General features: G+C 68.3%; 10 protein-coding genes, 1 tRNA gene and 1 pseudogene. 7 read left to right on the top strand and 5 right to left on the bottom strand.

What is annotated here, in order from left to right; all coding sequences use genetic code 11:
• Window positions 1–20 precede the first annotated feature (20 nt).
• From A3Q37_RS25380 to A3Q37_RS38375, 3 genes and pseudogenes are all read left to right on the top strand, one after another.
• Window positions 21–1,525, top strand: a pseudogene (locus tag A3Q37_RS25380) (LacI family DNA-binding transcriptional regulator).
• Between the two features lie 422 nt (window positions 1,526–1,947).
• Complete coding sequence (locus A3Q37_RS36905) at window positions 1,948–2,193, top strand: hypothetical protein (protein WP_141693611.1); 246 nt, start codon at window positions 1,948–1,950, stop codon at window positions 2,191–2,193.
• On the top strand, window positions 2,168–3,367 hold the full coding sequence (locus A3Q37_RS38375) for a sigma factor-like helix-turn-helix DNA-binding protein (RefSeq protein ID WP_369691469.1): 1,200 nt from the start codon (window positions 2,168–2,170) through the stop codon (window positions 3,365–3,367). Before A3Q37_RS36905 ends, A3Q37_RS38375 begins: the two co-directional genes overlap by 26 nt.
• A gap of 273 nt (window positions 3,368–3,640) precedes the next feature.
• On the opposite strand, the gene A3Q37_RS25375 is transcribed toward A3Q37_RS38375, so the two are convergent.
• Both A3Q37_RS25375 and A3Q37_RS25370 read right to left on the bottom strand, forming a co-directional pair.
• Window positions 3,641–3,714: transfer RNA gene (locus A3Q37_RS25375), tRNA-Pro, on the bottom strand.
• A gap of 166 nt (window positions 3,715–3,880) precedes the next feature.
• Window positions 3,881–4,819, bottom strand: a complete 939-nt coding sequence (locus A3Q37_RS25370) for a metallophosphoesterase (protein ID WP_065487936.1) — start codon at window positions 4,817–4,819, stop codon at window positions 3,881–3,883.
• A gap of 91 nt (window positions 4,820–4,910) precedes the next feature.
• On the opposite strand from A3Q37_RS25370, the gene A3Q37_RS25365 reads away from it, so the two are divergent.
• Window positions 4,911–5,375, top strand: coding sequence for a GatB/YqeY domain-containing protein (locus A3Q37_RS25365; RefSeq protein WP_065487935.1), 465 nt, complete (start codon window positions 4,911–4,913; stop codon window positions 5,373–5,375).
• Window positions 5,376–5,474: 99 nt separating this feature from the next.
• Here A3Q37_RS25365 and A3Q37_RS25360 read toward each other — a convergent pair whose 3' ends face one another.
• Window positions 5,475–7,724: a transglycosylase domain-containing protein gene (locus A3Q37_RS25360; RefSeq protein WP_065487934.1), complete on the bottom strand. Its 2,250-nt coding sequence runs from the start codon at window positions 7,722–7,724 to the stop codon at window positions 5,475–5,477.
• Window positions 7,725–8,320: 596 nt separating this feature from the next.
• Here A3Q37_RS25360 and A3Q37_RS25355 point away from each other — a divergent pair.
• Entirely contained in the window at window positions 8,321–8,671 is a 351-nt protein-coding gene (locus A3Q37_RS25355; RefSeq protein WP_006126397.1) for a WhiB family transcriptional regulator, read from the top strand.
• A 111-nt stretch (window positions 8,672–8,782) separates the two neighbouring features.
• Here A3Q37_RS25355 and A3Q37_RS25350 read toward each other — a convergent pair whose 3' ends face one another.
• The gene (locus A3Q37_RS25350; protein WP_255311941.1) at window positions 8,783–10,324 is read right to left on the bottom strand and encodes an ArsA family ATPase; all 1,542 of its coding nucleotides are present in this window, start codon (window positions 10,322–10,324) and stop codon (window positions 8,783–8,785) included.
• Entirely contained in the window at window positions 10,321–11,295 is a 975-nt protein-coding gene (locus tag A3Q37_RS25345) for an ArsA-related P-loop ATPase (RefSeq protein ID WP_065487933.1), read from the bottom strand. Before A3Q37_RS25345 ends, A3Q37_RS25350 begins: the two co-directional genes overlap by 4 nt.
• Before the next feature lie 72 nt (window positions 11,296–11,367).
• Here A3Q37_RS25345 and A3Q37_RS36600 point away from each other — a divergent pair, with 72 nt between their 5' ends.
• A complete protein-coding gene (locus tag A3Q37_RS36600) occupies window positions 11,368–11,526 on the top strand; it encodes a DUF4177 domain-containing protein (protein WP_003967454.1) in 159 nt (52 codons plus the stop codon).
• Window positions 11,526–11,996 (top strand): RidA family protein, encoded by a 471-nt coding sequence (locus tag A3Q37_RS25340; RefSeq protein ID WP_006126400.1) that lies wholly within the window; start codon window positions 11,526–11,528, stop codon window positions 11,994–11,996. Before A3Q37_RS36600 ends, A3Q37_RS25340 begins: the two co-directional genes overlap by 1 nt.
• Window positions 11,997–12,074: the final 78 nt, after the last annotated feature.

Raw genomic sequence — 12,074 nt, 5'->3', positions numbered from 1 at the left:
GACGGAAGGGAGGGAAAGCCGTGGGGTACGCAGAGAAGCGCAGTGGCTACTGGCGTGGCCGTTACAAGATCGAGGACGGCAAGTACGGCACCGTCGCCGATTCCATGGGCACCGTGGTCAAGTTCGCCACCAAGCGCGAGGCCAAGCAGGCCGCAGACGCCGAAGAGGTGACCGTTCGCCGTGGTCAGTGGCGCGATCCGGGCCTCGGCCAGGAAACCTTCGGCGAGTACGCGAGCCGCTGGTACGCCGCCCAGGACCTGGCCGCCTCGACCATGCAGAACTACAAGCGCCACATCGAGGAGCACCTGCTCCCCGACTTCGAGGACAAGGCGCTCGCCAGCATTCTGCGCACGGACGTCGAGCTGTGGGAGAAGAAGGAGCGGGCGGCGTACGCGGCCTCCAGCGTCAAGACGTGGCGCGCGACACTCCACCTGATCTTCGAGGACGCGATCGACGAGGGCCTGATCACGTCGAACCCGGCGGCCAGGCGGCGCGGACGGGGCAAGCGTGCCGGCCGCTCCCGCGACCGCGGCCCGGAGAAGGTCGTCACCGACGCGCTCGGCATCCTGCTTACCGCTGAGCGGGCGGCCCTGCTCTCCGGCCGCGACGACGAGTTCGTCGCCACGGTCCTCAAGGGCTACACCGGTAAACGGTGGGGCGAAATCGTCGGCCTGGAAACGGAGTTTGTCCGGCCTGGCGCGTTCCGCGTTGAGTGGCAGCTGTACGAACTGGACACCGGCGAGCTTGTCCGCTGCCCGCCCAAGGACGACAGCTACCGCGACATCGACTCGACGGACTGGCTGTCGGCCCTGGTCTTCAACCACATCGCCCGTACGAAGCCGACGCCCTGCCCCTGCCATGGCAGGACGTACGTCTTCCGAGGTCAAGGCAAGGCGCGCACAGGAGCCACCAGGGCGCGAAGCTCGTCGACGTCGCCCGCCGTGCCGAAGTCTCCACAGGCACGGTCTCGAACGTCCTCAACCACCCCGACCGCGTACGCGAGGACACCCGCGTACGCGTCGAACTCGCCATCGCAGAGCTCGGGTTCGTACGCGGCGGAGCCGCGTCAGAGCACGCGGCCCACTGGCGCCGAAACGGTTTTGCCACGTGGCTGTTCACTCCGGCGACCTCCGGCTGGTATCCGAAGAAGGCACCGCAGGAGGCCCGCCCGGTACCGATCCTCGGCGAGCCGTGGCCCGGCATCCCGGCCAGAGGCCGAGGCGCTGCTGCTCGGGCCGACGCCTGCTGGCTCCCGATCGCCAAGGGTCTTACACCCCACGGGCTCCGGCACACCCACCGCACGATGATGGAGGACCTCGGCACCGAGAAGGTCCTCATGGACGAACGCATGGGCCACATCGACGGCTCGGTCTCCGCGCGCTACGCCCACGTCACGCCCGGCATGCGCAAGCGCCTGATGTCCGGGCTGGCCGAGCAATGGGAGGCAGCTCTCGAAGTTCGCCGTGCGATGTGTACTCGCTCCCCGGTGGCTGTGCTCGATGGCCTCCTGGACGCCCGAGCGTAGGCGGTGCGGTGGTCGGTGCAGTGCTGTTGGGTGCCTGGGCTCCTTCTGGGAGGCCAGGCACCCAACAGTGATTTCGTGTACAGGGCTTGAGGGTCCAGAGCCTGCGTTACGAAACTCTCATTCGTTCTGCCTGTCATCCTGTTGGCGTCTAGATGGCTCTGACCTGCAGATTTATGGAAGCCGCCAAGTGGGTTGTACTTGGTGGTCGTTCGCGTTATAGTCCTCTCGTCCAGCACACTTGTGCCCGGACGCAAGGCTCGCCTTCCGGCGGGCCTTTTTTGTTGTTCAGTTGCGCGGAGAAGCCCCCGGAGTGGTCAGCCGGGGGCTTTTTGCGTCTGTACTGAGAGGGCATTCTGTTGACTCAATCACTCCTGCTCGCGGCCGACTCTGGGTGGACTCACGATCTGGCACAGGCTGGGATCGTGGCTCTCATCGTTTTCGGGCTGATTGCGCTTGTCGCGGTCTGCCGTGCCCGTCCCGAAGACATGGTGCGCATGGTCGAGGCCGTTGGCCGAGCTCTGGCTGGCCTGGTGCCGTGGTCACGTCGGAATCTGAGCGAGGTGCAGCCTCCCACGGCAGAGGCGTTGTCTGCTCAGGACGAGGGCGGTCTTCGGGTGATGGAAGAGGGAGGAGGTGAAGGGAATGCGAACCAGGGCCGCCAGGCGTAGAAGGTCATTTCGCGATCCCACGGCCCGGTACGTGGGCAGCGACGTCCTGAGCCAGGCTCTCGCGGAACTTGACGATGCTCAACGGGACCTTCTTCTTCTGAGGCTACAAGGGGCCCCAACTACCCAAGTCGCCCGTCGCCTTGATACGCCTCCATCCAACGTGGAAGCCGTTGTCGCAGACGCGCTGGAGACCCTCCGTACTTCCGGGTACGCCGGCTCCCTCTTGGAGGAGATGCGGTGGGAGCATGGTCCGCTCCGTTCTGAGGTGGTGAGGGCTCACTCCAGCGAAGTGGTGGTGCTGCAACGCTGCATCGGGCCTGAGTGCGAAGCCATCGTTACTCAACCGGCCACAGGCCGCACGCGGTTGTACTGCTCGAGTGCGTGTCGACAGAAGGCGTACAGAAGACGTCGAAGTGGGAAGGAGGCGCCGCCACTTCCCGCCCCGCCGAAGATCCGTAGGCGTTTCACGATTCGGGATCCTTGGGCCGATGTGCCGGAACTCCCTGCGCCGTTCGCGGCGCTTCAGCACCCGGCGTTCAGGCAGCACATCGTGCCTCGCCTCGCGGCTTGGTCACGTGGAACTAGTCCCTCGCTGGTGGGAGCCCGCGTTCTGGGGGTGAGGCCCGGTTCTCTGGGTATGGCGTGGAGCCTTATCTCGTCTGAACTTGCCAATCCTGGATCATCCGTAGGCGATTCCTATCGAATGCTGATCGACGGTTCTCATCGCGCACGTGCCATATCGCTAAGCTCCGTGGGGTCGTTGCGTAGCGTGGCTTTTCAAGGTCGTTGGCGCGCACTGGCCGTCCGCGGAGAGAACTCCTGGGGGCGTTTCGGGCAGCAGGCTTTGTCCTTGAGCTCGATGACCTCTTATGCGGCCCGCGATGGCGCAGCCAGAACTCTGACCAGCCCGATGCTTCTTGGGATACCTGCAATGCGCGGCCATGCCCGGCAACCTGATCGTGGGCTCCGAGGATGGATCCCGCTGCCATCTAGACCGACAGGAACTGATTGGTCTTCGCCGAGGGGAGACAGACCGGATTGGCCGCAGTCCAAGCTGGCCGACTGGCAACGTGACCGGAAGCGGGCTCGAGCGTGGGGCAAGAAGGACACGGAAGGCCACCAGAGGGCGCCGGTGGGTAAGCGGCCAGAGAGGAAGGGGAGGCGGTCCGGGTGACCCGCCCCCTGATATGGCTGCACCGAGTATGGGTGCGTGTACATGATCCGAATCGGCAGGGAGTGAGGAGCACGGGCAGCCGTTCAGTCCAGCGTGTTTGCGACTGCCCAACTCTCGCGCTCGCCGAGCTTCGGCAGGACTGGCTGAGGGCGAGCGTCATCTGGGAGACCCCAACCAAGATCTTCTCCCAGATTTCTCCCAAACGATCTCCGGAGATGCAGGAAGGGCCTGACCCTCAGAGAGGATCAGGCCCTTGACCTGGTGTTTCAGCTGTCGGGGTGGCGGGATTTGAACCCACGACCTCTTCGTCCCGAACGAAGCGCGCTGCCAAGCTGCGCTACACCCCGATGTCCACCGGACTCCCGGCGACATCGATTACTTTAGCCCACCGGCGGCCGGAGGCGAAATCCGGTTTCTTCGGTGCCGGATCCACCCCGCCACGTCCGGCCGGAGCAGGAGCGCCGCGGCCGCCGAAGGGCCCGCGCCCGCCGCCCCGCGCCTCCCGCCCGTCCCTCAGGCCTTGGCCACCAGCGTCAGCAGCGTTGCCTCCGGGGGGCAGGCGAAGCGGACCGGGGTGTAGCGGTTCGTGCCGCAGCCTGCGGAGACGTGGAGGTAGGAGCGGTGGGCGCCTGCCGTGTGGGTGGAGAGGCCCTTCACTCGGTCCGTGTCCAGGTCGCAGTTCGTGACCAGTGCCCCGTAGAACGGGATGCACAGCTGGCCGCCGTGCGTGTGGCCCGCCAGGATCAGGGGGTAGCCGTCGGCCGTGAAGGCGTCCAGGGAGCGCAGGTACGGGGCGTGGACCACGCCGATCGAGAGGTCGGCGCCGGTCTCCGGGCCGCCCTGGACCTCGGCGTAACGGTCCCGCTTGATGTGCGGGTCGTCCAGGCCGGTGAACGCCAGCTCCATGCCCTCCAGCTTGAGCCGGCCCCGGGTGTTCGACAGGTCCAGCCAGCCCGCCTCGTCGAAGGCGTCACGCATCGGCTCCCACGGATTGTGGACGACGCCGACCGCGGGGGCGTTGCCGTTGAGGCCGTGCTTGCCCTGGGCCTTCTCCAGGAGGTAGCGGGCCGGGTTGCGGAGCCTCGGGCCGTAGTAGTCGTTGGAGCCGAAGACGTACACGCCCGGGAACTCCATCAGCGGGCCCAGCGCGTCCAGCACCTCGGGCACCGCGTCCGGGTCGGAGAGGTTGTCGCCGGTGTTCACCACGAAGTCGGGGCGCAGGCCCGCCAGCGACTGGAGCCAGGCGCGCTTCTTGCGCTGGCCGCACACCATGTGGATGTCGGAGACCTGAAGCACGCGCAACGGACGCGCCCCCTGCGGGAGTACGGGAACGGTGACCCGTCGCAGGCGGAACGAGCGGGCCTCGAATCCGGCGGCGTAGGCGAGTCCGGCGGCGCCGACCGCCGCGCCGACTGCCGTGACTTTCAGGGGTACTCCGTAGCGTGCGCGCATGCGCCCATCGTCGCAGAAGCGGAACGCCCGGAGAAAAGCCGAGAGGAAAACCGGTGGGCGGGCCCGGGCTCGTACCTGTCACAATCACGGCATGACCACGCTCAAGTCCAAGCTCAAGGAAGACCTCCACACGGCCATGAAGGCGCGTGACGAGCTGACCTCGTCCACCCTTCGGCTCACCCTCACCGCGATCAGCAAGGAAGAGGTCAGCGGCAAGTCGGCGCGCGAGCTCTCCGACGACGAGGTGCAGAAGGTGATCGCCAAGGAGGCGAAGAAGCGCCGTGAGGCGGCCGAGGCCTTCGCCCAGGGCGGCCGGACCGAGCAGGCCGAGCGGGAGAGGGCGGAGGGCGAGCTGCTCGACGGCTACCTGCCCAAGCAGCTCTCCGACGACGAGCTGAACGCGATCGTGGCGTCCGCCGTCGAGGAGGCCAAGGCCGCCGGGGCCGAGGGGCCGCGCGCGATGGGCGCCGTCATGAAGATCGTCAACCCGAAGGTCGCCGGGCTCGCCGAGGGCGGCCGCGTCGCCGCCGCGGTGAAGAAGCTCCTCGCCGGCTGAGCCGACGCCGAGGAAGCGGCAGTAGGACAGCAAAAAGAGCGGTGGGCGTCCGGTCCTCGACCGGGCGCCCACCGCTTTTCCTCTAACCGCTCTGTACGGTCACGGGCCGTTCTGGCCGCCGTCCTGCCCGCCCCGGCCGCCGCCGATCACGCCCTCCGGGAGCTCGATGCCCGGGAACCGGTTGCCGTCGTTGCCGGGCTTGTCGTCCTCGTCGCCGCGGTCACGGTCCCGGCCACGACCCCGGTCGCGCTTGTCCTCGTCCTTGTCCTCCTTCTCCTTGCCGCGAGGCACGGAGACGGGGTTGAACCCGGGAGTCTCGGACGCGTTCAGCGCCCCGGTCATCGCGATGCGCCAGATCGGGCCGGGCAGACAGCCACCGCAGACCTTGTCGTAGTACTGGCCGCCGATGGTGACGTTGAACATCGAGCTCTTCTCGCCGATGTCGTCACCGACCCACACCGCGGTGGAGAGGTTCGGCGTGTACCCGACGAACCACGCGTCCTTGCGGTCGTTGGTCGTACCGGTCTTGCCCGCGTTGTCCCGGTCGCTGAGTCCGGCCTGCGTACCGGTGCCGTCCTCGACGACGCCCTTGAGCATCTGGTTGATCGTGTCCGCGGTCCGCTCGCTCATCGCGCGCGAGCAGGACGTCTTCGGTACGTCGAGCGACTTGCCCTGCGGGTCCTTGATGGACTCGATGGCGATCGGCGTGCAGTACGTGCCCCGGTTGGCGAACGCGGCGTACGCGCTGGCCATGGAGAGCGGGGTGCTCACCTCGCCGCCGAGGGTGATCGAGGGGTACTCCTCGATCTTCTTGCCGTCGCCGCGCTCGTAGCCGACCTTCTTGGCCATCTCGACGGTCTCGCAGAGGCCGGCCTTCTGCTCCAGCATCGCGAAGTAGGTGTTGATGGACTTGCCGAGCGCGCTCGTCATGTCCCAGGTGCCCTTCTCGGACTCCAGCTCGTTCTGGAGTTCCCAGGGCTGGTAGCCGGCCGGGGAGCCGGAGCAGTTGCGGAAGTCCTGCTCCTGGAGCGTCATCTTCCAGTCCGAGGAGAACGTCGTCGCCGGGCTGATGCCCTTCTCCAGCGCCGCCGCCGCGGTGAACGGCTTGAACGTGGAGCCGACCTGGAAGCCGTAGGTGCTGCCGCCCATCTTGTTGCTGACGGCGAGGTTCAGGACGGTCTCGTTCTGCTTTTGGTCGAGGCCGTACGGGCGGGACTGGCCCATCGAGAGGATCTTGCCGCTGCCCGGCTGGACCTGCACCACGGACGCCGCGAACTTGTCGTCCTTGTTGACCTTCGCGGTGGCGGCCTCGTTGGCGGCCTGCTGGGCGCGCGGGTCCAGCGTGGTCCGGATGGTCAGACCGCCGAGGTTCCAGAGCTTGGCCCGCTCCTCGTCGGTCTTGCCGAAGGCCGGGTCGGTGAGGATCGTCTTGCGTACGTAGTCGCAGAAGAAGCCGGAGCCGCTGACGGCGGTGATGCAGCCGTTCTTCGGCCGGGACACCTTCAGCTTGATGGGCGTCTCCATGGCCTTGGCGGCCTCGGCCTGCGAGACGGCCTTGACCGCGGCCATCCGCGTCAGCACGGTGTTGCGGCGCTTGGTCGCTTCCTCCGTGTCGTTGACCGGGTCGTAACGGCTCGGGGACTGGACGATGCCGGCGAGCAGCGCGGCCTCCTCCAGCTTGAGGTCCTTGGCGTGCTTGGAGAAGTAGCGCTGGGACGCGGCCTCGATGCCGTACGCCTGCTGCCCGAAGAACGTGATGTTGAGGTAGTTCTCCAGGATCTTCTTCTTGCCGAGCTCTTCCTCGACCTGGATCGCGTACTTCAGCTCGCGGACCTTGCGGCCGAGCGTCTGCTGCGTGGCCTCGGCGACCTTCTCCGGGTCGTCGCCCGCCTCCTCGACGAAGACGTTCTTCACGTACTGCTGGGTGAGGGTCGACGCACCCTGCGCGGTCCCGCCCGCCTGTACGTTGCGGTTCATCGCGCGCAGGATGCCCTTGAGGTCGACCGCGCCGTGCTCGTAGAAGCGGGAGTCCTCGATCGCGATGATCGCGTCCTGCATGTACGGCGAGATGTCCTTGAGCGGGACGACCGTGCGGTCGCGGGAGTACACCGTGGCGATGGTGCCGCCGTCGCGGTCCTGGATCGTGGTCCGCTGACTGAGCGGTGGCGTCTTGAGGTTGGAGGGGATCTCGTCGAACCCTTCGACCGTCCCCTTGGCGGCGAGCCCCAGCGCTCCGGCTGCGGGCAGCGCGATACCTGCCAGGACAGCTCCGGAGAGCGCGGCGACACCGACGAACTTGGCGGCCTGCTGAGTCGTGGTGAGACCGCCGCCCGAGCGCTTCTTTGGCATAGGGGGCAGCCTAATCCGTAGTGATGAACGTGTCGCAGGAGCAGGGGGCTCTCGGAGCGTTCGCGTACCAGACCGTGACATCCGGGCGGGTCGCCGGCACCACGGCCGGGGGCACGGCCACGCCGTTGGACCGTCGTGGTGCGGGCGCGCGCGGACGTGGGGCGCCCAGGTTCCCATTCGCCGGACAGACGGGCAGGCGTTGGCCTAAGCTGCTCTCAACTGTCACAGCAGTCCGGTTCCGTATCAAGCCCCCCGCCGCCCCATGCACATCTTCTGGTCATTCTTCGCCCGGTCGATGTTGCGCCGCATCGCTCTTCACGCATCCATCGAGGCGCTCCCGAATTCGCCCCGTATGTCGTGAGGAGTCCTTTGCGACTTGAGTGCACTGTCCCTTTTTCACGGTGATAGTCGCGTATGTCCTCGGCTCACTCCCCTGGGTGATCTGCCGCATACGCATAGTCCGTTCGGACCATTCAAGATTGGGCCCGAAGGGGGTGTTGTGCTGTCCCCACCTTCCGTAACGTCCTCAACTGGCAGCGGTGAATATGCCGCTACCGCCGTGGGGGAGCCTCGATTCGGGAGAGGACGGCGCCGGCATGGGCTGGGTAACCGACTGGAGTGCGCAGGCAGCCTGCCGCACTACCGATCCGGATGAACTGTTCGTACAAGGGGCAGCGCAGAACAGAGCCAAGGCGGTGTGCACCGGATGCCCGGTGCGGACCGAGTGCCTGGCCGATGCGCTGGACAATCGCGTCGAATTCGGCGTGTGGGGCGGAATGACGGAGCGGGAGCGCCGCGCACTGCTGCGCCGCCGGCCGACCGTCACGTCCTGGCGCCGACTGCTGGAGACCGCACGCAGCGAATACGAGCGGTCCACCGGCATTCTGCCCGGAGTCATCGGGCTGGAGGATGAGGAACTGCACGAGACGTACGCCGCGGTGGGGTAGCGCGTCCGCTACGCCGCTCGGCGCGTCGGTTCTACGTATCCACGTACGCGGCTCCGGTTCCACGCCGCGTCGGCTTTACGTACGTGGCTCCGGCTTTGCGCGGCGTCGGCTCTACGCGGCTCCGGCCGGGGACGGGGCGGAACCGTCCGCCAGCCGGTCGCCGATGGCCCGGAGGCCGTCCAGGTCGTGTACGTCGCCGGGCAGCGCTTCCACGGCCGTCACCGGGACCTCCGGGTGGAGGACGGTGAAGCGGTCGCGGGTGCGGCTCTCGCGGGCGACGACCTGCATGCGTTCGGCGTGCAGGCGCAGGAGGCCCGCCGTCAGTTCCTCGATGCTGATGACGTCGAGCGCGTCGGCCGTGTCCACCGCATGGGCGGCGTCGGTGGTGTCGGTCGCGTCTGTGGTGTCGACGATGTCCGTTGCGTCGACGGTGGCGCCCTCAGGGGCGGTCGCGGCGTGCGCGATGTTCTCGTGGGGCGGCTCGTTCTCCGTCGTGTCCTGGTGCTCGGCTGAGGTCTTCGGGCCGGACGCCTGCCCGGCCTCGGGGGAGAGGGGCGGCTCGGTCGTTCCGGAAGCGGTGACCGCCGGGTCGGGGGCTACCCGGTCACCAAGGCCAGCTTTCCCGGCCCTCTGATCCACAATGCGGGCGTCGTCAAGATTTTCTGCGGCGGTCAGCGCCTGCTCCGCCGAGAGCCGCGAAGCCTCGCTGCCGTGCACGCGGTTGAGGACCAGACCGGCCAGCGGCATGTCCTCGGCGGCCAGCCGTTCCACGAAGTAGGCGGCCTCGCGCAGCGCGTCCCGCTCCGGCGTCGCGACCACGAGGAAGGCCGTGCCGGGCGCCTGGAGCAGCTTGTACGTGGCGTCCGCGCGGCTGCGGAAGCCGCCGAACATGGTGTCCATCGCGGCGACGAACGTCTGGACGTCCCGCAGGAACTGGCCCCCGAGCAGCTTGCCCAGCGTGCCGCTCATCATCGACATACCGACATTGAGGAACTTCATCCCGGCCCGGCCGCCCACCTTCGCGGGCGCCATCAGCAGCCGGATGAACTTCCCGTCGAGGAACGACCCCAGCCGCTTCGGCGCGTCCAGGAAGTCCAGCGCGGAGCGCGAGGGCGGGGTGTCGACGATGATCAGGTCCCACTCGTCGCGCGCCCGCAGCTGCCCGAGCTTCTCCATCGCCATGTACTCCTGCGTACCGGCGAACCCGGCCGACAGGGACTGGTAGAAGGGGTTCTCCAGGATGGCCTTCGCCCGCTCGGCGTCCGCGTGCGCCTCGACGGTCTCGTCGAAGGTCCGCTTCATGTCGAGCATCATGGCGTGCAGTTCGCCGTCGCCTTCGATGCCGTCGACCCGGCGGGGCACGTTGTCCAGCTGGTCGATGCCCATGGACTGGGCGAGCCGGCGGGCCGGGTCGATGGTGAGGACGACGACCTTCCGGCCGCGCTCGGCGGCCCGTACGCCGAGGGCCGCGGCGGTCGTGGTCTTGCCGACGCCGCCGGAGCCGCAGCAGACGATGATCCGGATGCCCGCGTCGTCCAGCAGCGCGTCGGTGTCCAGGCCGGCTCCGGGCACGGTGCCGGTGTCCGGGCCGGTTCCGGGCGAAGCGTCCGCGTCCGGCCCGGCTCCGGGCACAGCGTCGGTGTCCGCGCTCATGCGTCCCCCTCTTCCCCCGCGCCCTGCTTACGGAGCTCCGTGGCCAGGTCGTGCAGCGCGGCGAGGTCCACCCCGTCGCCCATCAGCGGCAGCTCCGCCGTCGGCAGGCCGAGACCGGCCAGCACCGCGCGCTGCTCCCGCTCCAGGCCGACCCGCTCGGCGTGCTCGGCCGCCTGCGCGACCAGGGGACGTACGAGGGCGGCGGAGCCGGTCACTCCGGCCCGGGTCAGCGTCTTGGCGATCTCCTTGCGGCGGCCGCCCGCGGCGGTGCGCAGGGCGTCCTCGTCCAGCAGATGCGGGCGGACCATGTTCACGAAGACGCTGCCCACGGGCAGCTCGGCGGCGCGCAGCTCGGCGATGCCGTCCGCGGTCTCCTGGACCGGCATCTCCTCCAGCAGCGTCACCAGGTGGACCGCGGTCTGCGGGGACTTCAGGACCCGCATCACCGCTTGGGCCTGGTTGTGTATCGGGCCGATCTTCGCCAGCCCGGCCACCTCGTCGTTGACGTTCAGGAAGCGGGTGATCCGGCCGGTCGGCGGGGCGTCCATGATCACGTGGTCGTAGACGAAGCGGCCCCGCTTGTCCTGGCGGCGTACGGCTTCGCAGGCCTTGCCGGTCAGCAGGACGTCCCGGACGCCGGGCGCGATGGTGGTGGCGAAGTCGATCGCGCCGAGCTTCTTCAGGGCGCGGCCGGCGCTGCCGAGCTTGTAGAACATCTGGAGGTAGTCGAGGAGGGCGCGTTCGGCGTCGATCGCCAGCGCGTACACCTCGCCGCCGCCCGGCGCGACGGCGATCCTGCGCTCCTCGTAGGGCAGCGCGTCGGAACCGAAGAGCTGGGCGATGCCCTGCCTGCCCTCGACCTCGACGAGAAGGGTGCGCCTGCCCTCGGTCGCGAGGGCGAGCGCGAGGGCGGCGGCGACCGTGGTCTTACCGGTACCGCCCTTGCCGCTGACGACCTGGAACCTGCTCACGTATTCGAGCCTAACCAGTCCTGCCCCGGCCTACGCACGGGACCGTACGTGCCAGGCGTTACAGTCGGGCCCATGACCAAGTGGGAATACGCGACCGTGCCCCTTCTCGTGCACGCGACCAAGCAGATTCTGGACACCTGGGGCGAGGACGGCTGGGAGCTGGTCCAGGTCGTTCCCGGCCCGAACAACCCCGAGCAGCTCGTGGCCTACCTGAAGCGGGAGAAGGCGTAGTGGCGGGCGCCGTCGAATCGCGCCTCGCCGAGCTGGGCCTGACCCTGCCCGCCGTCGTGCCGCCGCTGGCCTCGTACCAGCCGGCCGTGCAGTCCGGGGTGTACGTGTACACCTCGGGCCAGCTGCCGATGGTGGACGGCAAACTCGCCGTCACCGGCAAGGTCGGCGCCGAGGTCACGCCCGACGAGGCGAAGGAGCTCGCGAAGACCTGCGCGCTCAACGCGCTCGCCGCCGTGAAGTCGGTCGCCGGTGACCTGGACCGGATCAAGCGCGTCGTGAAGGTCGTCGGCTTCGTCGCCTCGGCCTCCGACTTCACCGGCCAGCCCGCCGTGATCAACGGCGCCAGCGAGCTGCTGGGCGCGGTCCTCGGCGACAAGGGCGTGCACGCGCGCAGCGCCGTGGGCGTCGCCGTGCTGCCGCTGGACGCACCGGTCGAGGTCGAGGTCCAGGTGGAGCTCGTCGAGGCCTGAGGACCCTTTCCGTACCTTCCTCACCTTCCTCGTATTTCTTGTATTTCTTGTACGTCTCCGATCCCGCCCGGTCCCCGC

Source organism: Streptomyces sp. PTY087I2 (assembly GCF_001687325.1).
In the GTDB taxonomy this organism is placed as follows: domain Bacteria; phylum Actinomycetota; class Actinomycetes; order Streptomycetales; family Streptomycetaceae; genus Streptomyces.
This window is presented reverse-complemented; position numbering and strand designations above follow the sequence as displayed.